Raw genomic sequence first — 22,428 nt, 5'->3', positions numbered from 1 at the left:
CGGACGTGAAAAAGGCAGGCCATGGGAAATCCCATGCCTGCCTTTTTGCAGCCACCTTGCGGTGGCATAGGGGCTACCCGTTTACGGGCGAACGACGATGTCGTTGCGAACGGCCTTGACGTTCTTCACGTTGCGGGCGATGTTTTCAGCCTGGGCTTTTTCCGCGGCGGATTTGGCGAAGCCGGACAGCTGGACGGTGCCGTTGAGCGTTTCCACCTTGATGGAGGATGCCGCCACGGTTTTGTCCTCGACGAATTTCGCCTTCACGGACGTCGTGATGGCGGCATCGTCGACATAGGCGCCGGCAGTTTCCTGGCCACGCCCGACAGCGCAGCCGCTGCCAATGATGGTGATGCCTGCCAGGGCGGCGAATGCAATTGCGCGAGCGTATTTCATATTGTTTCCTCTTGTGTTGGTTTCATGGTTTTGGTGCAAGGTTGAAAAAGCCTGCCTGTGGACGGCACCACGCCCACAGGCCTGCGGTCATCGTTTATTTTTCGAGCCAGTCCTTGAGCTCGTCGGCATGTTCTTCCTCGTCGGCAAGAACGTCCTCGAGCATGCGCCGCGTCGTCGGGTCCTTGTCGCCGATCAGCGCGATCATCTGGCGGTAGGTCTCCACCGCGATGCGCTCGGCGACCAGGTTGACGCGCACCATGGTCTTGAGGTCGTTCGACTCGTCGTAGTCGGCATGGCTGCGCTGCTGCAGCGTGCCGGGCGAAAAATCAGGCTCGCCGCCCAGTTGCACGATGCGCCGGGCGATGCGGTCCGCATGCCCGGATTCTTCGTTCGCGTGCACCAGGAATTCATCCGCGATGGCGGGTGAGGACAGGCCGCTGGCCATGAAATAGTGGCGTTTGTAGCGCAGCACGCAGACCAGCTCGGTGGCCAACGCGTCGTTGAGCAGCTTGACGATGGCATCGCGGTGCGGCCCGTAGGCCGGTGTGATGGCGCCGTCGGCCAGGCTCTTGCGGGCCGCGTCCAGGCCGGTTTCGTCAAGCACCAGTTCGCCGGAGGTTGCGGTGGGGCGTTTGGAAATGGCGGGGGTGTTCATGGTGTCCTCTGTGTCTGTTCGTTGTCCTGCGCCGGGTGGGAAAGCATGGACAGCAGGGCGCCGGAGATCTCCGACGACTTGAGCGTGGCCAGCAGCACACTGCCCAGGGACACCAGCCGCCAGGGCTTGAAGGCCACGGCCGCGGCGCCCGCCACGGCGGCGATGCCCAGCAGCTGCAGCGGTTTTTCCCTGGCGTATTGGTCCAGGACCGGCCGCGCCAGGCTGAACGCGGCGCTCACGGGGTGGTGCTGCCACCAGGCGCCCAGCGCGTGCTTGATGAAGCTCCAGGTTCCGCCCTCGGCATGCTGCGGGCCTTCTTCACCATGCCGCGCGGACTGTTCCTGCTCATCATGGGACAGCTTGTCGCGGTTCATATGCCTGACGATGGCCTTGCGGCTGCTGGCCAGCCTTTCCTGCGGCGTGGGCTGGGTGAGTTGGGAGAGAGCGGTCATGGTGTGGTCTGGGTGGCGCTGTTCAGGCGGCCATGCGCAAGGCATTGGCGTCACTGTCGATCTGCGCCTTCAGTTCGGGAAAGCGCTCCGAGGAAAGAGGCTTGCGCGCCCGCAGCATGGCAATGGCCAGGATGGCCAGCGCAATGCCCGGCACCACCACCAGTGCCCAGTGAAACTGGTTATGCAGCATCCCCAGCATCACGGCCGTGCCCGCCAGGCCCAGGAAGACGGCGGCCGCCACGACGGCCACCGCCCAAGCCACGGCACGCGCCAGCAATTCGGAGCCGGCCTCGGAAGCTTCTTCCTGGAACAGCGCCGCATAGGCCGACAAGTGGTCCACGACCAGGTCGGGCCGCTGCACGATGGTGGAGAAAAGGGGATGGAGCATGGCGGGGTGCTTGTGTTGGCCTGTGTCGCGGTGGCTCAGTAGCGGTTCTGCTGGCGGTGGTGGCGTGCCGAGGAAATCAGCAGCGCGACGCCCGCGCCTACCGCCGCGGCGATCAGCACCGAGCGCAGGGGCTGGTCGGCGACATAGCGCGAGGTTGCGCCCGCGGCGTTGGACAGTGAGCGCTGTGCGCGGTCCTTGGCTTCGGCTGCGATGTCCAGGCTCTGGCGTGCCAGGTGCTGGGCCTTGGAGGCCAGCATGTCGACCACGGGGTCGACGCTGCCCCGCAGGTCGCGCACCTTGCTTTCTGCTTTGTCGAGGGCTTCGTTGGCATAGCTGCGGGTGCTGCCCACGGCTTTCTCGGCGGTCTGCAGCAGTTCATCGGAGGCTTGGCGTGCGGTGTTGGCGGCGGTCTGGGGGGTCATGGCGGTCCTTGGTGGGTTGAGGGGAAGCGTTGAAAAGAAGAGGGGAAAACAAAAGCCGGGTCACCGGGTGACGCGGCTCATGCGGGAGGCCTTCGGAGAAACGCGAGGCCGTCAGTTCTTGCGCAACAGGCTGATGACAAAACTCACGACGGCCATCACGGCAAAAATGAAGAACAGGATCTTGGCGATCTCGACGGCGCCGGCCGCGATGCCGCCGAAACCGAACACGGCGGCGATCAGCGCGATCACGAGAAAAACGACGGAATAGTGCAACATCTGAGGCTCCTTGCTCCGGGGTGGATGGCCCTTGCTTCGATTGAAGCGGCCTTGAGCCAAGCTTAGAGAGCGTCCCGGGATGGCCTCATCGGCTGCGGACGTGTGCCTGTGTCAGTTCGAATGGCCACGCCCTGTAGGAGGGGGCCGACATTTTGTTACGCCGCTCGCGAGGCGCACGCGCATCTCAGCGCGTCTTCGGCAGCACGGCGGAAATGCGCGTGCCCTCGCCCTCGGCGCTGGTGACCGTGAGGCGGCCGCCCGCGGCTTCCACGCGGTGCCGCATGCCGGCCAGCCCATGGCTGCCCGCGCCCACGCTGCCGACCTTGAAACCCTTGCCGTCGTCCTTGACCTCGACGGTGATGTAGCTGTCGAAGTTATGCAGGCTGATCTCGGCCTGCTTGGCTTCCGCGTATTTGCCGATGTTGGTCAGCGACTCCTGCACCAGGCGGTAGACGGTCAGTTGCGCGGAGCCGCCGATTTCGACGGGCTCCAGGTCGGTGGTGATGGTCAGGCCCGAGCGTTCCTCGAACTCGCGCCCCAGGATTTCCAGCGAGGCCACCAGGCCCAGGTGCGACAGCGAGGACGGGCGCAGGTCTTCCACGATGCGCCGCTTGAGCGCGATGCCGCTGTTGAGCGTGTTGGTCAGGTGCGTGAGCCTCTCCACCGCTTCCGGCATGCTGCCCGCCAGGCGCGACTTCAAACGCGCCACGTCGAGTTTGGCCGCGGTCAGCAGCGCGCCCAGCTCGTCGTGCAGTTCGCGCGCCAGGTGGCCGCGTTCGTCCTCGCGCACATTCTGCAGGTGGGTGGCCAGCTCGGCCAGGTTGGCGGTGCGCTCACGCACCTGCACCTCGAGGAAGTCCCGCTCGCGCTGCAGGGATTCCTGCTCGCGCCGGCCGGAAGCCAGCAAGGCCTTGGTCTGCAGCAGGTACATGTAGAAGGCCAGCAAACCCGCCAGCGCCACGGTGGCCACCCCGATGCGCGACAGCTGCAGCGAGCGCCGGATCTGGTCCTGCCCCTGCTCCATTTTGCTGACGCTGCTGGCAGCCAGCCTGGCGGACTGCTCGCGGATGGCCTCCATGTGCTCCTTGCCGACGTCCGTGGTCAGCACGAACTTCCAGGCATCCTCATTGCCCTCCTTGCGCATGCGAACGCTCAGGTCCATTTCGGCCAGCTTGCGGGAAACGTGCCGCGACATCTGGCCGAACTCCGCGAGCTGCTCCCGATAAGGCGTGAACAGCTGGCGCAGCGTGTCCAGGTTGTGGTCGATGTCGGCCAGCGCGGCGTTGTAGGGCTCCAGGTAGCGCGCGTCGCCCGTCAGCAGGTAGCCCCGCTGGCCGGTTTCCGCGTCCAGCATGTGCTGCAGCAGCTTGTTGATGGCGCCGCGGGTCTGCTGCGCCTCTTCAATGCTGGCCGCCGCTTCGGTAGACTTGCGGAAACTCGCCTCATTGATGAAGATGAGGAAGGCGGCGGCCAGCACCGCCAAAGGCAGGCTGATGGCCATTCTGGGTATCGCAAATGCTTTCACGGCAAACTCCGTTTGGTACTTCGGTGAAGAATTCGTCAATAATGGGTGCTGAAAATTAAAGCAGGCGCCAGTTCAAGGCTTCTCTTTTCACGGCGTTGCCGGCTTGCAGCTTTATAGGAAGACAGCGACATGATCAAAATCGGAATTGTGGACGACCACGCCATTGTGCGTTCGGGGCTCAAGCAGTTTTTCTCGGACCAGGTCGACTTGCGCGTCGTCGGCGAGGCCGGCAGCGGCCGCGAGGCCATTGACCTGGTTCGCAATGTCGAACTCGACATCCTCGTCATGGATTTGTCCATGCCGGGCCAAAGCGGCATCGACGCGCTGGCCATGATCCGCGCGAAGGCGCCCGATGTCGGCATTCTCATTCTCAGCGGCTACCCCGAGGAGCACTATGCCGTCAACCTGATCCGCCAGGGCGCCAGCGGCTACCTCAACAAGGAGTGCGACCCTTCCGAGATTGTCGACGCGATCCGCGTGATCTCGCTGGGCAAGCGCTACATCACCCCGGCGGTGGCGGAGCTGCTGGCGCAGCAACTGAACCGGCCCAACGACGTGGCTTCGCACGAGCAGTTGTCCGAGCGGGAGTTCCAGGTTTTCCTGAAACTGGCCAAGGGCGAGACGGCGGGCGACATTGCCAAGGCGCTGTCGCTGAGCGTGAAAACGGTGAGCACCTACCGCACCCGCGTGATGGAAAAGATGAGCCTTTCCTCGAATAGCGACCTGACCTACTACGCGCTCAAGAACAAGCTGATTGATTGAGTTCAATCGGCGGCGGCGCTCTGCTGGATGCAATAGTCCACCAGGGCGTCGATCTCGTTGGATTTGTCGAACACCGCGTCGACGCCGAGTTGCGTGCAGCGCTGGCGGATGTCGGCGGTGGCATAGTTGCTCAGGACTACGACTTTCTGCCGTGAAGGGCGGTCCCTGCAGGCGGCCAGCACGCCCAGCCCGCTTCCTTGTTTGAGAAACAGGTCAACAATCGCCAGGTCCCAGTCCTCGCTGTTTTCCGCCAGCCAGGCCTTGCCTTCGTTTTCGGTTTCTGCGGTTCCCACGGCATCAATGCGTGCCAACTCCTCCAGCGTTCCGATCAGATTTTCGCGAATGGTCGGATTGTCTTCTACGATGTACGTTTTCAGTCTCACTGCTCAGGTCCAGGTGGGAGGCCGCGTGGCTTTCGAAGTATTACGAAAGTCCCAAAAATGCGAATGTCTCTTGTTTCCTAATGTATCTTCAACCCAGGCCCATTCTGCCAGCGGCCAAGGCCAGCACTTGTAGGAGGCCGCCTACGGCTGCATTGCATGTGCGCCGCAGCCACACTACGCGGGCTGTAGGCACATGCCCACAGTGTGTCATGGTGCCTGCCGACTGCCCGATGCGGCGATCCGGCCGATAGTGGAATGCAGGGCTAAACGGAGCCCCGCGCCCTTGCAGGCGCAAGCATGACGCCATAACGCAGGGAGACACATGCATGCTAGCCAGTGCTTCCAGCGCCTTCCCGGCCATTGCGCGGCCAACCTGGTGCCTTGCGCTTTCTTGACGCGGGCCTGATCTTCCATGCCATCCATGAACACACCCCAGTCCGCGCCGGTTCTCTGGCGACGGTGGCTTGCCGGTATCGCCGCCGTGCTGCTGGCCCTGGTGCTGGTACTGGTGTTTTTCCCATGGGATATGCTGCGCGGCCCCATCAACCGCCATATTTCCGACCAGTTGGGACGGCGCTTTGAAATCACCCGGCATCTGTCGGTGCACCTGGGGCGCACCGTCACGGTCAGGGCCGACGGTGTGGAGTTTGCCAACCCCGAGTGGGCCAGCAAACCTTACCTGGTCAAGGCGGAGGCGGCCGAATTCGACATCAGGCTGCTGCCGCTGTTGCTGGGCAAGGTCGTGTTGCCGCGCATCGCGCTGACGGCACCGGAAATAGGGCTGCAGATGGAGCCCGATGGGCGCCGGACCTGGGCGCTTGCGCGCGACACCTCCGATGAGGGGGCCATTCCGCGCATCGATGCCTTGCTGATCGACGGCGGCAGCGTGGACTACCGGGCGGCGGCGCAGGGCGCCAACATCCACGTGGATTTTTCACTCGCCCAGGAAAGCACCGGCCAGCTGCCTCTCAGCTACAAGGCGACAGGCAAATGGCAAAACGAAGCCTTCAGCGCCAATGGGCGCACCGGCGGCGTGCTGCAGCTGAGCAAGGACCTTGAAGCGCCTTTTCCCATCGAGGTCAATGCGGTGGCCGGCAAGACCAGCCTGAAGGCCAAGGGCAGCATCGCCAACCTCGCGGACCTTGCCGGGGTGGATGCCAGCTTTGACCTGCAGGGCCGCAACCTCGAGGAACTCTACAAGCTGCTGGGCGTGGTGCTGCCGTCCACGCCGCCTTACAAATTGCGCGGCAAACTCGCCAAGCACGGCAAGGTCTGGGCCGCCAGCCAGATTCAGGGCCGCCTGGGCAGCTCGGACCTCAGCGGCGCGCTCAGTTTTGACCCCTCCGCGCCGGTGCCCTTGCTGACCGGCAAGGTGCAGTCAAAACTGCTGGACTTCGCTGACCTGGCGCCGGTGATCGGGCTGGCCCCGCCGGCAGGGCCCACTCCCACCAATGCCGTGACCGCCAAGGCCGAGCCCGCGCCGGTCAAGACAGGCAAAACGGGCAACGCCTCGCGCAAAGTTTTGCCCGTCGCGACACTGGACATTACCCGGCTTAAAGCCATGAATGCCGACGTCGTGTATTCCGCAGCCGACATCCGGCACGTGCAGGTGCTGCCGCTGGACAAGGGCAGCGTGCACGTCAAGCTGACGGGCGGCGTCCTGCAACTCGAGCCTATATCGCTGGGCATCGCGGGCGGCACGGTGGCCGGCGGCATACGCATAGATTCGAATGAGGTACCGGCGCTTTTTGCGGCGCGGCTGGACCTGCGTGGTGTGCAACTCAACCAGCTTTTCCCCGCGGTGCAAACCACCAAAAGCAGCCTGGGCAAAATCAGCGGCCAGTTCGACTTGAAGGGGCGCGGCAATTCGCTGGCGCAGATGCTGGGCACGTCTTCCGGTGATGTGGCCGTCCTGATGGGCAAAGGCGAGATCAGCAACATCCTGCTCGAATTCATGGGCCTGGATGGCGGCGAGATCATCAAGTTCCTGGTGCGCGGCGACCGCAATGTGCAGCTGCGCTGCGCGGCTGTCGCCTTTGAGGTCAAGCAGGGGCTGATGAGCAGCAAAACCATCGTGCTGGACACTTCCGACACGGTGATCAACGGACACGGCAACATCAGCCTGGCCGATGAAACCCTGGACCTGGTCCTGGAGCCGGCTCCCAAGGACCACAGCATCCTGAGCTTGCGGTCGCCCTTGAAAATCGGCGGCACTTTCGCGGCCCCGTCGGCCGGTCCCGACAAGGGCGCGCTGGTCGGGCGGGCCGGCATCGCGCTCGCGCTGGGTGTGATCAATCCTTTGCTGGCCCTGGCCGCCACCATAGAAACCGGGCCGGGCCAGGACGAAAACTGCGCGGCAATCCTGAAACAGGCCGCCGCATCGAGCGCCGGCTCGCGCATTCCGGCGGCCGCCGTCAAATAAAAGATCAGCGGTGAAGGCCGCCGCAGACCGCGCAAGCGGTATTGCGCGTCAGTTTCATCTCGCTCCACTCCATGCGCCTGCCGTCCAGCATCAACAGGCGCCCGGTGAGCGCCTCGCCCACGCCGCATATCAGCTTCAGGGCTTCGGCCGCCTGCGTGCTGCCGATGATGCCGACCAGCGGCGCGAACACGCCCATGGTGGCGCACAAGGCTTCTTCCATCAGCTCCGATTCGGGGAACACGCAGGCATAGCAGGGCGACCGCGCATTGCGCGTGTCGAACACCGCGACCTGGCCGTCAAAGCGGATGGCCGCGCCTGAAACCAGCGGCTTGCGGTGTCTCACGCAGGCGCGGTTGATCGCGTGGCGGGTCGCGAAGTTGTCGGTGCAGTCGAGCACCAGGTCGGCCTGGGCTACCAGGTCATCCAGCAACGCGCCCTCGGCCCGCTGCGTGACGGGCGTGACCGTCACGTCGGGATTGATCGCCGCGATGGCCTGCCGGGCGGATTCGGCCTTGAATTGGCCGATGCGGCCCAGGGTGTGGGCGACTTGCCGCTGCAGGTTGGTGGCCTCGACGCGGTCATGGTCGGCGATGGTGATGTGGCCGACGCCGGCGCTGCCCAGGTAAAGCGCGACCGGCGAGCCCAGGCCGCCGGCCCCGACGATCAGCACATGCGCCTTCAGGAGCTTGTCCTGGCCTTCGATGCCGATGTCGTCGAGCAGGATGTGCCGGGAATAACGAAGCAGCTGGTCGTCGTTCATGGAAAGAAAGGAGTCCGCCGCAGGGGGAGGGCGGCCTCGGTGGAACAGGGGCGCGGGAAAGCAGCCTGGAAGACCGGGAAAGGCCGGTGATCCCGGCGCTATCCCGTCACGGCCTCAGTTTTCCTTTTTCTCGTTCTTGGGTTCCACCACGGCGGTCTTGCTGACCAGCACGGGACGGCCCTTGAGCTGGTTGATCGCCTGGGCCAGCTGGAAGTCCTTGTCGCTGCCCAGTTCGGGCGGGCGGCGCTGCTCCGGCGTCTTCTTGGCTTCTTCCTCGAGGCGTTTGAGTGCTATCTCACGGGCTTTTTCGCGGTTGGCATCCTTGACCTCGGCGCCCTGGCCGCTGTTGAGGTGTTTCTCCAGGTCGGCTTCGCGGGTGCGCAGGGCGGCAAACGGGCTGCCTTCGGCGGTTTCGTCCACCATCACGTCGGGCACGATGCCGCGTGCCTGGATGGATTTGCCGCTGGGGGTGTAGTAGCGCGCCGTGGTGAGCTTCAGGCCCGTGTCAGGGCCCAGCGGCCGCACGGTTTGCACCGAGCCCTTGCCGAAGGTCTGCGTGCCCATGATGGTGGCGCGCTTGTAGTCCTGCAGCGCACCGGCGACGATTTCGCTGGCCGAGGCCGAGCCTTCATTGACCAGCACCACGAGCGGCACGTTCTTGAGGGCCGCGGGCAGGCGCTTGAGCGGGTCGGCGCCGTTGCGGCGCTGGTAGAACTCGGGCGAGGCCTTGTAGGTGAACTTGCTTTCGGCGAGCTGGCCGTTGGTCGACACCACGGTGACGTTGTCAGGCAGGAAAACGGCCGACACGGCGACGGCAGCGTCCAGCAGGCCGCCCGGGTCGTTGCGCAAATCGAGCACCAGGCCCTTGAGGTTGGGTTCCTGCTTGTAGATCTGCTCGAGCTTGGTCACGAAGTCCTCGACCGTGCGCTCCTGGAACTGGCTCAGGCGTACCCAGGCATAACCGGGCTCCACCACCTTGCTGCGAACCGACTGGGTGCGGATTTCCTCGCGCGTGATGGTGACCGGGAAGGTGCGGTTTTCGTCCTTGCGGAAGATCGTCAGCAACACCTTGGTCTTGGGCTCGCCGCGCATCTTCTTGACGGCTTCATTGAGCGTCAGGCCCTTGACGGCGGTGTCGTCGATGCGGGTGATCAGGTCGTTGGGCTTGAGGCCGGCGCGGTCGGCGGGTGAGCCTTCGATGGGCGAGACCACCTTGACCAGGCCGTCTTCCTGGCTGATTTCGATGCCGACACCGACAAAGCGGCCCGTCGTGCCTTCGCGGAATTCCTTGTAGGACTTCTTGTCGAAGTAGACCGAGTGCGGGTCCAGGCTGCCCACCATGCCGGAGATGGCGTCGGTGATGAGCTTTTTCTCGTCCACCGGCTCGACGTAATCGCTCTTGACCATGCCGAAAACCGCGGCCAGCTGCTGCAGCTCCTCGAGTGGCAGGGGGGCGATGCCCGCGCGGGCCACCGCCTGCAGCTGTACCGTGGTGAGAGCCCCCGCCACGGCGCCGATTGAAATCCAGCCTGCTATCTTGAGCTTTTGACCCATAAAAAATACCTTCGTAAGCCGTTGGGAAACCCTTGTTCCCCCCGTGGGAAGCAATATACACCTTGGAGAAAGGCCGGGGCCCCCGGTTCCCCCCTAGTCAAGGCGCGGCGCGAAAAAAGAAGCGAAACGGGCGGCTATTTACAGGACTTTTACAAAATCCGGGCGGCTAAGCCCTTGCGCGGGATCAGGCTTTTCCCTGAGCGCCCACCGCAGCGGCGGCCCTGGCCGCGGCCTCGCTGTCGCCCAGGTAGTAGTGGCGCAGGGGTTTGAGCCCGGCGTCCAGCTCATAGACCAGCGGAATGCCATTGGGGATGTTGAGCCCCACGATGTCGCTGTCGGAGATGTTGTCCAGGTATTTCACCAGCGCGCGTATGGAATTGCCGTGCGCCGCGACCACGATGCGCTTGCCGGCCTTGATGGCGGGCGCCATGGACTCATTCCAGAAGGGCAGCACGCGCTCCACGGTGTCCTTGAGGCATTCGGTCAGCGGCACCTGGCCGGGCTGCAGCCTGGCGTAGCGCGGGTCATCGCGTTCGCCGCGCGGGTCGTTCGCCTCCAGCGGCGGCGGCGGGGTGTCGTAGCTGCGGCGCCAGACCAGCACCTGCTCGTCACCGAATTTTTTCGCGGTTTCGGCCTTGTTCAGCCCCTGCAGGGCGCCATAGTGCCGCTCGTTGAGGCGCCAGCTGTGCACCACGGGCAGCCAGGTGCGGTCCATTTCGTCCAGCGTGTGCCAGAGCGTGCGGGTCGCCCGCTTGAGCACGCTGGTGTAGGCCAGGTCGAACTCGTAGCCCTCGCTTTTGAGCAGCCTGCCGGCGTTTTTGGCCTGTTCGATGCCGGTTGCCGTGAGGTCCACGTCGGTCCAGCCGGTAAAGCGGTTTTCAAGGTTCCAGGTCGATTCGCCGTGGCGTATGAGTACGAGTTTGTACATGGTCAGGAAGGGTGGGGAGTGGAAAAAAGGGGAAATAAAGGGAATTGGGAGGCTGCCCGGCGGGGCGCTTTCTCCCTCCATTCTAAAATCACGGGTTAGCTGAAAAATACACAAAGGGTTTACCGTGAAATTTCTGATCGATAACTGGATGCTGATTTCGATAGCACTCGCCTCGGGCGGCATGCTGGTTTGGCCCATGATTTCCGGCGCGATGAACGCTGGCGCGCTGACCGCCAGCGGCGCGGTGCAGCTGATCAACCGCGAAAAGGCGGTGGTCGTGGATGTCAGCGAAGCCGATGAATTTGCCGCCGGTCACGTCACAGGCGCCAAAAACGTGCCTTTCAGCGAACTGGAAGAGAAATTGCCCCTGGCGGTCAAGAACAAAGGCCTGCCCCTGATCCTGGTGTGCGCCACCGGCGCGCGCGCCGGCCGTGCCGTCGCCGTGGCCAAAAAGCTCGGTTACGAGCAAGCCCAATCGCTGGGCGGCGGGCTCAAAGCCTGGAAAGAGGCTAACCTTCCGCTGGAAAAGGCCTGAACGGGGCTGGGCCGGGCAAAGCAGGCATGAAACCTGCCTTACCCGGCAAGTCCTGATTCATCCACTTTTCCCGCGCCGCGCCCCCGCCGGCGCGATCCGGAGACACCATGCAAACCGTCAAGATCTATACCACCGGCACCTGCCCTTACTGCATCCAGGCCAAACAGCTGCTCAAACAGCGCGGCGTCACCGAACTCGATGAAATCCGCGTCGACATGGTGCCCGGCGAACGCCAGAAGATGATGGACATCACCGGCCGGCGCACGGTGCCGCAGATTTTCATCGGCGAGACCCATGTGGGCGGCTGTGACGACCTGATGGCTCTCGACGGCCGCGGCGGCCTGATGCCTCTCTTGAATAATCCAGCCTGAATTTTTGAGGCAGGAATTGCCTGAGATAATGCGCGCTGGCCGCCGGCCCGCCGGCGCATCGATTCCCTCCCAGCACCCGAAAGAACACCATGGCTGAAGCCAATCTTGACCCCGTATTCCAGATCCAGCGCGTTTACCTCAAGGACGTGTCGCTGGAGCAGCCCAACTCCCCCGAAATCCTGCTGAACCAGGAACAGCCCAGCGTGGACATCCAGCTGGGCGTGGGTGCCACCCCTATCGCCGAAGGCCTGTTCGAAGTCGCCGTGACGGCCACCGTGCAGACCAAGATCGCCGACAAGACGGTGTTCCTGGTGGAGGCCAAGCAGGCCGGCATCTTTGAAATCCGCAACGTGCCGCCCGAACAGCTGGGCGCCATCCTGGGCATCGCCTGCCCGCAAATCGTTTACCCCTACCTGCGCGGCAACGTGGCCGACGTGATCCAGCGCGGCGGTTTCCCGCCCGTGCACATGGCCGAAATCAACTTCCAGGCCATGTACGAGCAGCAGCAGGCGGAAGCCGCTGCGGCCACGCCGGCCCCGTCCCAGATCATCGTCTGAGGGCCCGCCGGGATGCTCCCGGCCGCCTCATGATGTCCGCGTGACACCCTCATGAAAATACTGGTCATAGGCGCGGGCGCCTGGGGCACGGCGCTGGCCGTTAGCAGCGCCTCGCGCCACCAGGTCACCCTGTGGGCGCGCGATGCCGCCCAGCTTGCCGGCCTGCGGTCCGGGCGCGTCAATGCCCGTTACCTGCCCGGCATCGCCTTGCCGCCTGCCCTGGCGTTGCAGGGCGGCGACGCGCCGCTGTCCCAGGCCCTGGCCGGGCAAGACCTCATCATCCTCGCGACGCCGGTGTCGGCCGCCCGCGGCATGCTGCACAGCCTGCGGGATGCCGGCGCGCCCGTGGCCTGGCTTAGCAAGGGCTTTGAAGCACCGGTAGAGGCGGCGGCTTCGCCCTTTGGGCTGATGGTCCACGAAATACGCGCGCAGGCCGCCCCCGGTTTAAGGGCCGGCGTGCTCAGCGGCCCCAGCTTTGCGCTCGAAGTCGCGCGCGGCCAGCCGACGGCGCTGGTTGCGGCCAGCGAACATGCCGAGGTGCGCGACGCGCTGGTCGCCGCCTTCCACGGTGCCACGCTGCGCGTTTACGCCAATGACGACGTTGTGGGCGTGGAAGTGGGCGGCGCCGTCAAGAACGTGCTGGCCATCGCCACCGGCCTGTGTGACGGCCTGCAGCTGGGCCTCAACGCCCGCGCGGCCCTCATCACGCGAGGCCTGGCCGAAATGACACGCCTGGGCGTGTCCCTGGGCGCGCGCGCCGAAACCTTTACCGGCCTGTCGGGCCTGGGCGACCTGGTGCTCACGGCCACCGGCGATTTGAGCCGCAACCGCAAGGTCGGCCTGCTGCTGGCCCAGGGCCAGACCCTGGCGCAGGCAGTAGCCTCGCTGGGCCATGTCGCCGAAGGCGTGTACTGCGCCCGCACCGTGGTGCAGCGCGCCGCCGGCCTGGGCGTGGAGATGCCGATCGCCCAGAGCGTGGTGGCTTTGCTGGATGGCAAGCTCCAGCCCGCCGAGGCGGTGGCGATGCTGATGGGCCGCGGGCCTACGGCCGAGCTGGCCTGAATTCCCGCGTCGCGCCGGGGCGCGCTACTTGCGTAAATGCAGCGTCACCAGCAGCGACGAGTCCCGCACCGCCGTGAGCCCATGCGGCACGCCGCCGGCCAGCCAGAGCAACTGGCCGGCTTTCATGGGCTGGGTCTGGCCGTTCGCGGTGAAAGCCACCTCGCCTTCCAGGCACTGTACGGTGATCTCGCCCTTGACCTGGTGCGAAGGCACGCTCTTGCCGGCCGGCACGATAAGGCGCATGACCTCCAGCTCCTCGCTCTTGAACAGCGCGACGGTGCGGCCCTCGGAGAGCTTGCCCGCCAGCGGCTGGACGTCAACGAGCTGCCCGGATGCGGCGTGGGGAATGGCCATGGCGGAACTCCTGGGAACGTGGGGGACTGTGGAACTTTATACCCCAAGGCGGGCCTTGCCCGTCCGCGCGTTTGACCTGATCAGGCCGGCACAACCGTCCCGGGAATTGCCTTGTTGTAGTACAGAAAGACCTCGTCGCGCACCCAGCCCAGGGATTCATACAAGGCCTGCGCCTTGTGGTTGGTCCTGGCGGTGCTGAGGTCCAGCCGCGCGAAGCCGTTTTGCTGCGCGTGCGCATGGGCCGCCTGCATCAGCGCGCGGCCGGCGCCGGTCTGGCGCGCTTGGGGCGCCACATAGAGGTCGTAAAGCGTGCAGATCGGCTGGGCGATCACCGAGCAGAAACTGGGGTAGAGCTGGCAGAAACCCACGAGGGTGCCCGCGGCTTGCGCGACCAGGATCACCGATTCCTGCCTGCGCATGCGCTCGCCTATGAAGTGCAGCGCCAGCCCAGCATCGGCGGGCTGTTCGTAAAACTGCCGGTAGGCGTCAAACAACGCGGCCACCGCCGCCAGGTCTGGCAAAGCGGCCAGGCGAATAGAGACCCCGCTCACGTCAGCGGCTTTTCCATAAAAACGCTCAGGGGGTCGGGCGCATAGGCGCCAAACGGTTCCCGCGCCACATAACCGAGCTTGGCATAAAGGCCCAGCGCTTCGGGCTGGTGGATGCCGGTTTCCAGCCGGGCCAGGCCCACGCCGCCGGCCTTGAGGTGGGATTCCAGTGTCTGCATGATGGCTTTGGACAGTCCCTTGCCGCGGTGCGCATCCAGCACAAAGACGCGCTTGATTTCGCCGTAGGTCCCGTCGTCGTCCAGCGTCTTGACCGCGCCGCAGCCCACCAGCGCGCCGTCGAGGTGGGCGCCCACAAACAGCACATGGGGCCGGCGCAGCGCCTGCGCGCTTTCCAGGTGGTTGCTTTCGGCCGGGTAGAGCGCCGCCATATAGGCGTCGGATTGCGCGATCAGCGCTTGCGCTTCGGGCGACAGCGGGTCTATGGGTTTGATCTGCATCGACGGCCTAGATTTCGAGGTTGTCGATCAGCCGCGTGCTGCCCAGCTTGGCGGCACCCAGCACCACCAGCTGCTCACCGGCCAGCGGGCCTTGCGGCGCCAGCAGGTCGGCGCGGCGGCGCACGGTGAGGTAGTCGGGTTTCCAGCCGCGGCGCGCCAGCGCCTGCATGGCCTGGGCCTCCAGCGCGGGCAGGTCGGGCGTGCCGGCGGCGCGGGCGGCTTCGCCCAGCGCGCGTATGGCCTTGGACAGCTCCACGGCCTCGGCGCGTTCGGCCGCACTCAGGTAGCCGTTGCGCGAGGACAGCGCCAGGCCGTCCTCGGCGCGCTGGGTTTCGCCGGCCAGGATTTCGATGGGCAGCGCGAACTGCTGCACCATGCGGCGCACCACCATGACCTGCTGGTAGTCCTTCTTGCCGAAAGCCGCCACGCCCGTGGGCATGCCCGCGAACACGCAGGAAAACAGCTTGAGCACCACGGTGCTGACACCGATGAAAAAGCCGGGCCGGAAGTGGCCTTCCAGGATGTCGCTCAAGTCCGTGGCCGGGTGCACCTTGTAGGTCTGCGGCTCGGGGTACAGGTGTTTTTCGAGCGGCGCGAACAGCACGTTGCAGCCGGCGGCTTTCAGGCGTTCGGCGTCGGCGTCCAGGGTGCGCGGGTAGCTGTCGAAATCCTCATGCGGGGCGAACTGCAGGCGGTTCACGAAGATGCTGGAGACGCTCACGTCGCCCAGCGGCTTGGCCTGCCTGACGAGCGCGATGTGGCCGTCGTGCAGGTTGCCCATGGTGGGCACAAAGGCCGGGCGCTTGTAGGGGCTCAGGGCCTCGCGCAGTTCGGGGATGGTGTGGACGATCTGCATCATGTCTCCAGAAAGGGGGGCGCAAGGACGAGGGGCTCACCAGGCGTGGGTGGCGTTCACCGGAAAACTGCCGTCCTTGACGGCGCGCACATAGGCTTCCATGGCGCCGCGCACGCTGGCGGTCTTGTTGTCGGCGCCTTCCATGAAGTTGCGCACGAACTTCGGCATCTTGCCCAGGTTCATGCCCAGCATGTCGTGCAGCACCAGCACCTGGCCGGCCGTGCCGCTGCCCGCGCCTATGCCTATGGTGGCGCAGTGCGTCAGCTCTTTTGTCAGTTCGGCCGACAGGGCCGCGGGCACCATCTCCAGCACCATCATCGCGGCGCCGGCGTCCTGCAGCTCGTGGGCCTGGCGCTTGAGCGTGGCGGCGGCTTCCTCGCCCTTGCCTTGCACGCGGTAACCGCCCAGGGCATGCACGGTCTGCGGTGTGAGGCCCAGGTGGGCGCAGACGGGAATGCCGCGCTCGACCAGGAAGCGCACGGTCTCGGCCGTCCAGCCGCCGCCCTCGAGCTTGACCATGTGGGCGCCGGCCTGCATCAGCACCACGGCGCTGCGCAGCGCCTGCTCTTTCGATTCGTGGTAGCTGCCGAAGGGCAGGTCGCCGATCAGCCAGGCCGTGGCCTGCGAACGGCGCAGGCCGTTGGCCACACATTCGGTGTGGTGGCGCATGGTTTCCAGCGTCACGCCGACGGTGCTGGTCAGGCCCTGGCAGACCATGCCCAGCGAATCGCCCACCAGTATGCATTCCACACCCGCCGCGTCGGCCACGGCCGCGAAGGTCGCGTCGTAGGCGGTCAGCATGGTGATTTTTTCGCCATGCGCCTGCATCTCGCGCAGGCGCGGCAGGCTGATCGGCTTGCGCGTTGAGGGCGTGGAGGAGGGCGGCAGCGTGCCGTAGGGCGTGACCGAGGTATTGGCAGGAGATGTCATGGGTGCATCCGGAATTTAGCGAGAGTCTAACCAGCTTCACCGTGCTTTTGGGGCCACGGATTAGAGAACCCAGACAAGGCGTGCGGTTAGCGTGTTTCAGGCGCGGATCGGCTCATGCCCAGGCGCTCCAGCAGCTTCACGTCGGCCTCGGTGTCGGGGTTGCCGGTGGTCAGCAGCTTGTCGCCGTAGAAGATCGAATTGGCGCCGGCCAGGAAACACAGGGCCTGCACGCCGTCGCCCATTTGCTGGCGGCCGGCCGACAGGCGCACGCGCGCGGTCGGCATGGTGATGCGCGCCACGGCAATCGTGCGCACGAACTCAAACGGGTCCAGGTCGGCCTGGTTCGCCAGCGGCGTGCCTTCGACCTTCACCAGGTTGTTGATGGGCACCGACTCCGGGTAGGGCGTGAGGTTGGCGAGTTCGGCCACCAGGCCGGCGCGCTGGCGGCGCGTCTCGCCCATGCCGACAATGCCGCCGCAGCAGACCTTGACGCCCGCGCTGCGCACCCGTGCCAGCGTGTCCAGGCGGTCCTGGTAGTCGCGCGTGGTGATGATGTCGCCGTAAAAATCGGGCGCGCTGTCCAGGTTGTGGTTGTAGTAGTCCAGGCCCGCGCTTTGCAGGGTCTGCGCATGGCCGTCTTCCAGCATGCCCAGGGTGGCGCAGGTTTCCAGGCCCAGCGCCTTCACCGTGCGCACCAGTTCGGCGACTTTTTCGATGTCGCGGTCCTTGGGCGAGCGCCAGGCCGCGCCCATGCAAAAGCGCGTGGCGCCCGCCGCCTGGGCCCGCTGCGCGGCGGCCAGCACTTCGGCCGGCTCCATGAGCTTGCTGGCTTCCACACCGGTGTCGTAGCGGGCGGCCTGCGGGCAATAGCCGCAGTCTTCAGCGCAGCCGCCGGTCTTGACCGACAGCAGGGTGGCGAACTCGACGCGCGTGGGGTCGAAGTTTTCACGGTGCACGGTTTGCGCGCGGTGCATCAATTCCGGGAAGGGCAGGTTGAACAGCGCCTCGATGGCGTCCACGCTCCATCGCTGGTCACTGGCGGGGGCCGGCTCAGCCTTGGGCCGGGGGCGGTGCAAGGTAACGGTTTGTTCTGCAACGTGGGACATGGTTCTTCCTTCCAGGGGATGGTTTTGGAGTCTAGCTGAAGAGATTTTGGAGTGATTAAGCGGCCTGCCTGGCCAGCGCGGCCAGGGCCACAAGCAGCTGGTCGACGTCGGCTTCGCTGTGCGCGACTGACAGCGCGATGCGCAGTCTCGCCGTGCCTTCGGGCACGGTGGGCGGGCGTATCGCCGGCACCCAGATGCCGCGCGCGCGCAGGCCTTCCATCACGGCCAGGGCCTGGTCGTTGGCGCCTATCAGCAGCGGCTGGATGGCGGTCTGCGAGGCGGATAGCTGCCAGCCGCTGCCCTCAAGGCCTGTTGCCAGGCCGCTGCGCAGGCGCGCGATCAGGCGCTGCAGGTGCGCACGCCGCCACTCGTCCTGCTCAATGACCATCAGGCTGGCGCGTAACGCACTGGCCAGCAGCGCGGGCGCGGCGGTGGCAAAAATATAGCTGCGGGTTTTTTGCAGCAGCCATTCGACCAGCGCCTCGTCGCCCGCCACAAAGGCGCCGGCCACGCCGGCGGCCTTGCCCAGCGTGGCCATGTAGAGCACGCGGCGCGAGGCCTGCGCGCCAGACAGGCCGGCCGCGGCCAGGCTGCCGCGGCCCTGCGGCCCCAGCACGCCGAAGCCATGGGCGTCGTCCAGCAGCAGCAGGGCGTCGTGGCGTTCGCACAGCGCCAGCAGCGCGGGGATGTCGGCGCTGTCGCCGTCCATGCTGAAGACGGCGTCGCTGATCACCAGCTTGCGCGGCGCCTCGCTGCGCGCGAGTTCGTTTTCTAGCGCGTTGAGGTCGGCATGGGCGTAGCGGTGTATCTGCGCGCGCGACAGCCGCGCGCCGTCTATCAGGCAGGCGTGGTTGAGTGCATCCGAAAAAATCGCGTCGCCGGCACCCACCAGGGCCGGCACGATGCCGATATTGGTGGCGTAGCCCGCATAAAAATACAGCGCGCGCGGCAGGCCCACAAAGGCGGCGAGTTCACGCTCCAGCGCCGCGTTGGCCTCGCTGTGGCCGCTGACCAGCGGTGAGGCGCCGGCCCCCACGCCATACGTTTGCGCGCCTTCGCAGGCGGCCTGCACCAGGACCGGGTGCGTGGCCAGGCCCAGGTAGTCGTTGCTGCAAAAAGCCAGCATGCTCCGGCCGTCCACCGCCAGGCGCGCGCCGCTTTCGGGCCGCACCGCGCGGCGCTGGCGGCGCAGGTGGGCATCATCCAGTTCGGCCAGGCGCGCCGGGAATTCATCAAGCCAGGAAGCGGTCATTGTCATTGCCATGTGGAGGGGAGCTCAAAGTGGATGGCGCGCGGGTCGGGCGCGGCCTGGTAGGGGATGGTGGCCAGCAGCGGCGCCTGCAGTTTTTTCCGCAGGAAGGCGATGTTGTCCTCTTGTGCCAGCATGCCGGCATCAACGTGGTTGGCCACCCAGCCGGCCAGCGTGAGGCCGCGCGCGCGTATCGCCTCGGCACTGAGCAGCGCATGGTTCAGGCAGCCCAGGCGCAGGCCCACCACCAGCAGCACCGGCAGGTCCAGGGCCTGGGCCAGGTCGGCGCCGGTTTCGCTGTCCGACAGCGGCACCAGGAAACCGCCCGCGCCTTCCACCACCACGGCGTCGGCCAACTGCGCGAGGCGGCGCTGGCAGGCCACCAAGTGGGCGATGTCAATCCGTGTATTGGCGCGCGCCGCCGCGATGTGCGGCGACACCGGGTCGGGCAGCAGCACCGGGTTGTCGAGATCGGGCGGCACGCGGTAATTGGAGGCGGCGCGCAGCGCAAGCACGTCCTCATTGACATCTTCGCCATCGACCTGGACGGTGCCCGCCGCCACCGGCTTCATGCCGATCACGCGCACATGGTGGCGCGCCAGCGCATGCAGCAGCCCGGCGCTGGCCAGGGTCTTGCCCACACCGGTGTCGGTGCCGGTCACAAACAGCGAGAGCTTGCGTGTGGCCTCAGCCATGGGCGCCGCCTTCCTCGGCCAGCGTGGCCTCCAGCGCCGCCAGCGCGCCGCGCGCCAGGTGCTGGGCGGATTCCGCATCCATCACGTAGGGCGGCATGGCGTAAATTGTCTGGCCTATGGGGCGCAGCAGCACGCCGTTGGCCATGGCGTGCTGCGTGTAGCGGCGCGCGAAATGGGGAAGGCTGCCGGGCTCCACATCCCAGGCCCAGATCATGCCCAGCCGGCGCGCGTTCCGAACGGCGCGGTGCTGCGTGAGGGGCGCGAAGGCCGCATCCAGCAGCCGGGCTGTTTCGGTGTTGCGCGCAAGGGCATCGGTCTGCTCAAACAGCTCCAGCGTGGCCAGCGCCGCGCGGCAGGCCAGCGGGTTGCCGGTATAGGAATGTGAATGCAAAAAACCGCGCGCCACCTCGTCGTCGTAAAAGGCCTCGTAGACCGCGTCGGTGGCCAGCACGGCCGACAGCGGCAGCGTGCCGCCGGTCAGCCCTTTCGAGAGGCAGATGAAGTCCGGCCGTATGCCGGCCTGCTGGTGGGCGAACATGGTGCCGGTGCGGCCGAAGCCGGTGGCGATCTCGTCGGCGATCAAATGCACCTGATAGCGGTCGCACAGCGCGCGCGCTTCCTGCAGGTAGGCCGCGTCGTGCATGGCCATGCCGGCGGCGCACTGCACCAGGGGCTCGACGATGAGCGCGGCGGTTTGCGCATGATGCTGTTCTAGCCAGGCCTGCAGTCCCGCGGCGGCGCGGCGCGCCGTGTCCGCCGGGCTTTCGCCGGCCTGGGCGCCGCGCGCGTCGGGGCTGGGCACGGTGGCGGCCAGGCGCACCAGCGGCGCATAGGCTTCGCGAAAGAGTGCGATGTCGGTCACCGCCAGCGCGCCCACGGTTTCGCCGTGGTAGCCGCCGGCGAGACCAATGAAGTGGCTTTTTTCGGGCCGGCCGCTGTTGCGCCAGTAGTGCGCACTCATCTTGAGCGCGATCTCGGTGGCGCTGGCGCCGTCGCTGCCGTAAAAGGCATGGCCCAGGCCGGTCAGCGCGCCCAGGCGTTCGGAGAGTTCCACGACGGGCTGGTGGGTAAAGCCGGCCAGCATGACGTGGTCCAGCGTGTCGAGCTGATCCCGCAGCGCCGCCTTGATGTGCGGATGGCCGTGGCCGAACAGGTTGACCCACCAGGAGCTCACGCCGTCCAGGTAGCGCCTGCCTTCAAAGTCGTAAAGCCAGACGCCTTCGGCACGCGCGATGGGCACGGGCGGCTGGGCCTCATGCAGCTTCATCTGCGTGCAGGGGTGCCACACGTGGCGCAGGCTGCGCCGGATCATCGCTGCGTTGTCCATGGAGCCTTGTGTGAAGGAGGCGGGGAAAGGCCTGAAACGGCTCAGGGCTGCTGCACCGGGATGGTGGAGCGCTCTTCCTTGATGCGGTTGTCGGGGTTCACGAACACCAGCTTGGGGCGGAAGCCCGCGACGTGGTCTTCGTGCACCTGCGCGAAGGCGGCGATGATGACCAGGTCGCCCACGGCGGCGCGGCGCGCGGCCGAGCCGTTGACCGAGATGATGCGGCTGCCGCGTTCGGCGCGTATCGCATAGGTGATGAAGCGCTCGCCGTTGTTGATGTTCCAGATATGCACCTGCTCGTTCTCGGCCAGGTTGGCGGCGTCCAGCAGGTCTTCGTCGATGGCGCAGGAGCCCTCGTAGTTGAGTTCGCAGTGCGTCACCGCGGCGCGGTGGATTTTCGATTTAAGCAGGGTTCTGAACATGGTGATGGGCGTGGATGAAAATGGGGGCAAGGGGAAGGCGTTATGGTGGGCGGGCAGCTCGCGGCCTTCAGGCCTCTGGCCGGTCGCTGTAACATTCGCGACAGTTTTTGGCTCTATTTAATAGTTTAGTGCACGGTATGCAGAGGTTTCTTTCTTAGATTGCTCATGAAAAAGTCATTTGATTTCTCCCGCCAGGCGCTCGCCGACCTGGCCCAGGCCGACGCGGCGCGCGCGCTGGCCGAGGACATTGGCGCCGGCGACCTGACCGCCGGCCTGATCGATGCGGCCCGCCAGGCGCGGGCCCAGGTGCTGGCGCGCGAAAGTGCCGTGGTCTGCGGCAGCGCCTGGGTGGAGGCCACGGTGCGGCAACTCGACCCGCAGGCCCAGTTGCTCTGGCATGTGAAGGACGGTGAGCGCTGCGAAGCCGGCCAGGTGGTGTTCGAGGTGCGCGGCCACGCCCGCGCCCTGCTGTCGGCCGAACGCACGGCGCTCAATTTTCTGCAGCTGCTCAGCGCCGTGGCCACCAAGACGGCGGTCTATGTCGATATCGTGAAGGGCACGCGCGCGCAGATTGTGGACACGCGCAAGACCCTGCCCGGCCTGCGGCTCGCGCAGAAATACGCCGTGGTCACGGGCGGCGGCACCAACCACCGGGTCGGTTTGTACGACGCGGTGCTGATCAAGGAAAACCATATCGCGGCGGCCGGCGGCATCGCGCAGGTGCTGGCGCGCGCGGCCGAGGTCGCCGCGCAGGCCGATTTTGTGCAGATTGAAGTCGAGAACCTGGGCGAGCTGGCCCAGGCCCTGGATGCCGGCGCGCGCATGATCCTGCTGGACAACATGAGCCTGCCCGACCTGAAAGAGGCCGTGCGCATCAACGCCGGGCGCGCCGTGCTGGAGATTTCCGGCGGTGTCACCCTGGACGGCCTGCGCACCCTGGCCGAAACCGGCGTGGACCGTATTTCCATAGGCACGCTGACCAAGGACGTGCGGGCGATTGATTTTTCCATGCGCTTTGACGCGCAGGCGGTGTGA

28 protein-coding genes are annotated in these 22,428 nt (G+C 65.9%); 7 read left to right on the top strand and 21 right to left on the bottom strand.

Annotation, left to right across the window (positions count from 1 at the left end):
- Nucleotides 1-81: 81 nt before the first annotated feature.
- From AC1D09_RS14940 to AC1D09_RS14910, 7 genes are all read right to left on the bottom strand, one after another.
- Nucleotides 82-396, bottom strand: coding sequence for a BON domain-containing protein (locus tag AC1D09_RS14940; RefSeq protein WP_074577971.1), 315 nt, complete (start codon nt 394-396; stop codon nt 82-84).
- 94 nt (nt 397-490) lie between these two features.
- The gene (locus AC1D09_RS14935; protein ID WP_477661117.1) at nt 491-1,051 is read right to left on the bottom strand and encodes a ferritin-like domain-containing protein; all 561 of its coding nucleotides are present in this window, start codon (nt 1,049-1,051) and stop codon (nt 491-493) included.
- Complete coding sequence (locus AC1D09_RS14930) at nt 1,048-1,503, bottom strand: hypothetical protein (protein WP_477661118.1); 456 nt, start codon at nt 1,501-1,503, stop codon at nt 1,048-1,050. The genes AC1D09_RS14935 and AC1D09_RS14930 overlap by 4 nt, the downstream gene beginning before the upstream one ends.
- Nucleotides 1,504-1,525: 22 nt before the next feature.
- Nucleotides 1,526-1,891, bottom strand: coding sequence for a phage holin family protein (locus tag AC1D09_RS14925; protein WP_477661119.1), 366 nt, complete (start codon nt 1,889-1,891; stop codon nt 1,526-1,528).
- Between the two features lie 35 nt (nt 1,892-1,926).
- On the bottom strand, nt 1,927-2,313 hold the full coding sequence (locus AC1D09_RS14920) for a hypothetical protein (protein ID WP_477661120.1): 387 nt from the start codon (nt 2,311-2,313) through the stop codon (nt 1,927-1,929).
- Nucleotides 2,314-2,424: 111 nt separating this feature from the next.
- Complete coding sequence (locus tag AC1D09_RS14915) at nt 2,425-2,589, bottom strand: DUF1328 domain-containing protein (RefSeq protein ID WP_007867921.1); 165 nt, start codon at nt 2,587-2,589, stop codon at nt 2,425-2,427.
- 184 nt (nt 2,590-2,773) lie between these two features.
- Nucleotides 2,774-4,114, bottom strand: coding sequence for a sensor histidine kinase (locus AC1D09_RS14910; protein WP_477661121.1), 1,341 nt, complete (start codon nt 4,112-4,114; stop codon nt 2,774-2,776).
- Nucleotides 4,115-4,243: 129 nt separating this feature from the next.
- Between AC1D09_RS14910 and AC1D09_RS14905 the strand changes: the two genes are divergently transcribed.
- Complete coding sequence (locus AC1D09_RS14905) at nt 4,244-4,876, top strand: response regulator (protein ID WP_007867910.1); 633 nt, start codon at nt 4,244-4,246, stop codon at nt 4,874-4,876.
- Nucleotides 4,877-4,878: 2 nt separating this feature from the next.
- On the opposite strand, the gene AC1D09_RS14900 is transcribed toward AC1D09_RS14905, so the two are convergent.
- Nucleotides 4,879-5,259: a response regulator gene (locus AC1D09_RS14900; protein ID WP_074577977.1), complete on the bottom strand. Its 381-nt coding sequence runs from the start codon at nt 5,257-5,259 to the stop codon at nt 4,879-4,881.
- A gap of 412 nt (nt 5,260-5,671) precedes the next feature.
- On the opposite strand from AC1D09_RS14900, the gene AC1D09_RS14895 reads away from it, so the two are divergent.
- Complete coding sequence (locus AC1D09_RS14895) at nt 5,672-7,681, top strand: AsmA family protein (protein ID WP_477661122.1); 2,010 nt, start codon at nt 5,672-5,674, stop codon at nt 7,679-7,681.
- Between the two features lie 4 nt (nt 7,682-7,685).
- Here the strand turns inward: AC1D09_RS14895 and AC1D09_RS14890 are convergent, their stop codons facing one another.
- From AC1D09_RS14890 to gpmA, 3 genes are all read right to left on the bottom strand, one after another.
- Nucleotides 7,686-8,441: a HesA/MoeB/ThiF family protein gene (locus AC1D09_RS14890; RefSeq protein ID WP_477661123.1), complete on the bottom strand. Its 756-nt coding sequence runs from the start codon at nt 8,439-8,441 to the stop codon at nt 7,686-7,688.
- A 114-nt stretch (nt 8,442-8,555) separates the two neighbouring features.
- Complete coding sequence (locus AC1D09_RS14885; protein WP_477661124.1) at nt 8,556-9,995, bottom strand: S41 family peptidase; 1,440 nt, start codon at nt 9,993-9,995, stop codon at nt 8,556-8,558.
- A gap of 184 nt (nt 9,996-10,179) precedes the next feature.
- Nucleotides 10,180-10,923 (bottom strand): 2,3-diphosphoglycerate-dependent phosphoglycerate mutase, encoded by a 744-nt coding sequence (gene gpmA, locus AC1D09_RS14880; protein WP_477661125.1) that lies wholly within the window; start codon nt 10,921-10,923, stop codon nt 10,180-10,182.
- 124 nt (nt 10,924-11,047) lie between these two features.
- Here gpmA and AC1D09_RS14875 point away from each other — a divergent pair, with 124 nt between their 5' ends.
- From AC1D09_RS14875 to AC1D09_RS14860, 4 genes are all read left to right on the top strand, one after another.
- Complete coding sequence (locus AC1D09_RS14875) at nt 11,048-11,458, top strand: rhodanese-like domain-containing protein (protein WP_477661126.1); 411 nt, start codon at nt 11,048-11,050, stop codon at nt 11,456-11,458.
- A gap of 107 nt (nt 11,459-11,565) precedes the next feature.
- Nucleotides 11,566-11,829: a glutaredoxin 3 gene (grxC, locus tag AC1D09_RS14870; RefSeq protein ID WP_007867884.1), complete on the top strand. Its 264-nt coding sequence runs from the start codon at nt 11,566-11,568 to the stop codon at nt 11,827-11,829.
- Between the two features lie 89 nt (nt 11,830-11,918).
- Nucleotides 11,919-12,386: a protein-export chaperone SecB gene (secB, locus tag AC1D09_RS14865; protein WP_074577983.1), complete on the top strand. Its 468-nt coding sequence runs from the start codon at nt 11,919-11,921 to the stop codon at nt 12,384-12,386.
- A gap of 51 nt (nt 12,387-12,437) precedes the next feature.
- A complete protein-coding gene (locus AC1D09_RS14860) occupies nt 12,438-13,448 on the top strand; it encodes an NAD(P)H-dependent glycerol-3-phosphate dehydrogenase (RefSeq protein WP_477661127.1) in 1,011 nt (336 codons plus the stop codon).
- A gap of 24 nt (nt 13,449-13,472) precedes the next feature.
- Here AC1D09_RS14860 and AC1D09_RS14855 read toward each other — a convergent pair whose 3' ends face one another.
- The 10 genes from AC1D09_RS14855 to panD all read right to left on the bottom strand — a co-directional run bounded on the left by AC1D09_RS14855 (nt 13,473) and on the right by panD (nt 21,393).
- Complete coding sequence (locus AC1D09_RS14855; protein WP_477661128.1) at nt 13,473-13,802, bottom strand: cupin domain-containing protein; 330 nt, start codon at nt 13,800-13,802, stop codon at nt 13,473-13,475.
- An 80-nt stretch (nt 13,803-13,882) separates the two neighbouring features.
- Entirely contained in the window at nt 13,883-14,353 is a 471-nt protein-coding gene (locus AC1D09_RS14850; RefSeq protein WP_477661129.1) for an N-acetyltransferase family protein, read from the bottom strand.
- Nucleotides 14,350-14,808, bottom strand: a complete 459-nt coding sequence (locus tag AC1D09_RS14845; protein ID WP_477661130.1) for a GNAT family N-acetyltransferase — start codon at nt 14,806-14,808, stop codon at nt 14,350-14,352. The genes AC1D09_RS14850 and AC1D09_RS14845 overlap by 4 nt, the downstream gene beginning before the upstream one ends.
- Before the next feature lie 7 nt (nt 14,809-14,815).
- Entirely contained in the window at nt 14,816-15,664 is an 849-nt protein-coding gene (gene panC, locus AC1D09_RS14840) for a pantoate--beta-alanine ligase (RefSeq protein WP_477661131.1), read from the bottom strand.
- Nucleotides 15,665-15,700: 36 nt separating this feature from the next.
- On the bottom strand, nt 15,701-16,594 hold the full coding sequence (gene panB, locus AC1D09_RS14835) for a 3-methyl-2-oxobutanoate hydroxymethyltransferase (protein ID WP_477661132.1): 894 nt from the start codon (nt 16,592-16,594) through the stop codon (nt 15,701-15,703).
- 86 nt (nt 16,595-16,680) lie between these two features.
- On the bottom strand, nt 16,681-17,700 hold the full coding sequence (bioB, locus tag AC1D09_RS14830) for a biotin synthase BioB (RefSeq protein ID WP_477701116.1): 1,020 nt from the start codon (nt 17,698-17,700) through the stop codon (nt 16,681-16,683).
- A gap of 55 nt (nt 17,701-17,755) precedes the next feature.
- Nucleotides 17,756-18,952: an 8-amino-7-oxononanoate synthase gene (gene bioF, locus AC1D09_RS14825; RefSeq protein WP_477661134.1), complete on the bottom strand. Its 1,197-nt coding sequence runs from the start codon at nt 18,950-18,952 to the stop codon at nt 17,756-17,758.
- A gap of 2 nt (nt 18,953-18,954) precedes the next feature.
- Nucleotides 18,955-19,644, bottom strand: a complete 690-nt coding sequence (gene bioD / locus AC1D09_RS14820) for a dethiobiotin synthase (RefSeq protein WP_477661135.1) — start codon at nt 19,642-19,644, stop codon at nt 18,955-18,957.
- Complete coding sequence (locus tag AC1D09_RS14815) at nt 19,637-20,971, bottom strand: adenosylmethionine--8-amino-7-oxononanoate transaminase (protein WP_477661136.1); 1,335 nt, start codon at nt 20,969-20,971, stop codon at nt 19,637-19,639. The genes bioD and AC1D09_RS14815 overlap by 8 nt, the downstream gene beginning before the upstream one ends.
- A 41-nt stretch (nt 20,972-21,012) precedes the next feature.
- Nucleotides 21,013-21,393 (bottom strand): aspartate 1-decarboxylase, encoded by a 381-nt coding sequence (gene panD / locus AC1D09_RS14810; protein ID WP_477661137.1) that lies wholly within the window; start codon nt 21,391-21,393, stop codon nt 21,013-21,015.
- A gap of 165 nt (nt 21,394-21,558) precedes the next feature.
- On the opposite strand from panD, the gene nadC reads away from it, so the two are divergent.
- Nucleotides 21,559-22,428: a carboxylating nicotinate-nucleotide diphosphorylase gene (nadC, locus tag AC1D09_RS14805; RefSeq protein ID WP_477661138.1), complete on the top strand. Its 870-nt coding sequence runs from the start codon at nt 21,559-21,561 to the stop codon at nt 22,426-22,428.

The sequence above is a fragment of the Polaromonas sp. P1_A2 genome, assembly GCF_056406895.1.
The sequence above is the reverse complement of the archived record's forward strand: the minus strand, read 5'-3'. Positions and strand labels throughout refer to the sequence as shown.

What these genes read in the sequence shown, in the direction of transcription:
- AC1D09_RS14860 (WP_477661127.1), top strand. Translation starts at nt 12,438, where the DNA reads ATGAAAATACTGGTCATAGGCGCGGGCGCCTGGGGCACGGCGCTGGCC.
- AC1D09_RS14895 (WP_477661122.1), top strand. Translation starts at nt 5,672, where the DNA reads ATGCCATCCATGAACACACCCCAGTCCGCGCCGGTTCTCTGGCGACGG.
- bioB (WP_477701116.1), bottom strand. Translation starts at nt 17,700, where the DNA reads ATGTCCCACGTTGCAGAACAAACCGTTACCTTGCACCGCCCCCGGCCC.
- AC1D09_RS14845 (WP_477661130.1), bottom strand. Translation starts at nt 14,808, where the DNA reads ATGCAGATCAAACCCATAGACCCGCTGTCGCCCGAAGCGCAAGCGCTG.
- AC1D09_RS14890 (WP_477661123.1), bottom strand. Translation starts at nt 8,441, where the DNA reads ATGAACGACGACCAGCTGCTTCGTTATTCCCGGCACATCCTGCTCGAC.
- AC1D09_RS14855 (WP_477661128.1), bottom strand. Translation starts at nt 13,802, where the DNA reads ATGGCCATTCCCCACGCCGCATCCGGGCAGCTCGTTGACGTCCAGCCG.
- bioF (WP_477661134.1), bottom strand. Translation starts at nt 18,952, where the DNA reads ATGACCGCTTCCTGGCTTGATGAATTCCCGGCGCGCCTGGCCGAACTG.
- grxC (WP_007867884.1), top strand. Translation starts at nt 11,566, where the DNA reads ATGCAAACCGTCAAGATCTATACCACCGGCACCTGCCCTTACTGCATC.
- panB (WP_477661132.1), bottom strand. Translation starts at nt 16,594, where the DNA reads ATGACATCTCCTGCCAATACCTCGGTCACGCCCTACGGCACGCTGCCG.
- AC1D09_RS14905 (WP_007867910.1), top strand. Translation starts at nt 4,244, where the DNA reads ATGATCAAAATCGGAATTGTGGACGACCACGCCATTGTGCGTTCGGGG.
- AC1D09_RS14935 (WP_477661117.1), bottom strand. Translation starts at nt 1,051, where the DNA reads ATGAACACCCCCGCCATTTCCAAACGCCCCACCGCAACCTCCGGCGAA.
- gpmA (WP_477661125.1), bottom strand. Translation starts at nt 10,923, where the DNA reads ATGTACAAACTCGTACTCATACGCCACGGCGAATCGACCTGGAACCTT.
- AC1D09_RS14885 (WP_477661124.1), bottom strand. Translation starts at nt 9,995, where the DNA reads ATGGGTCAAAAGCTCAAGATAGCAGGCTGGATTTCAATCGGCGCCGTG.
- panD (WP_477661137.1), bottom strand. Translation starts at nt 21,393, where the DNA reads ATGTTCAGAACCCTGCTTAAATCGAAAATCCACCGCGCCGCGGTGACG.
- AC1D09_RS14940 (WP_074577971.1), bottom strand. Translation starts at nt 396, where the DNA reads ATGAAATACGCTCGCGCAATTGCATTCGCCGCCCTGGCAGGCATCACC.
- bioD (WP_477661135.1), bottom strand. Translation starts at nt 19,644, where the DNA reads ATGGCTGAGGCCACACGCAAGCTCTCGCTGTTTGTGACCGGCACCGAC.
- AC1D09_RS14930 (WP_477661118.1), bottom strand. Translation starts at nt 1,503, where the DNA reads ATGACCGCTCTCTCCCAACTCACCCAGCCCACGCCGCAGGAAAGGCTG.
- AC1D09_RS14915 (WP_007867921.1), bottom strand. Translation starts at nt 2,589, where the DNA reads ATGTTGCACTATTCCGTCGTTTTTCTCGTGATCGCGCTGATCGCCGCC.
- secB (WP_074577983.1), top strand. Translation starts at nt 11,919, where the DNA reads ATGGCTGAAGCCAATCTTGACCCCGTATTCCAGATCCAGCGCGTTTAC.
- panC (WP_477661131.1), bottom strand. Translation starts at nt 15,664, where the DNA reads ATGCAGATCGTCCACACCATCCCCGAACTGCGCGAGGCCCTGAGCCCC.
- AC1D09_RS14925 (WP_477661119.1), bottom strand. Translation starts at nt 1,891, where the DNA reads ATGCTCCATCCCCTTTTCTCCACCATCGTGCAGCGGCCCGACCTGGTC.
- AC1D09_RS14815 (WP_477661136.1), bottom strand. Translation starts at nt 20,971, where the DNA reads ATGGACAACGCAGCGATGATCCGGCGCAGCCTGCGCCACGTGTGGCAC.
- nadC (WP_477661138.1), top strand. Translation starts at nt 21,559, where the DNA reads ATGAAAAAGTCATTTGATTTCTCCCGCCAGGCGCTCGCCGACCTGGCC.
- AC1D09_RS14920 (WP_477661120.1), bottom strand. Translation starts at nt 2,313, where the DNA reads ATGACCCCCCAGACCGCCGCCAACACCGCACGCCAAGCCTCCGATGAA.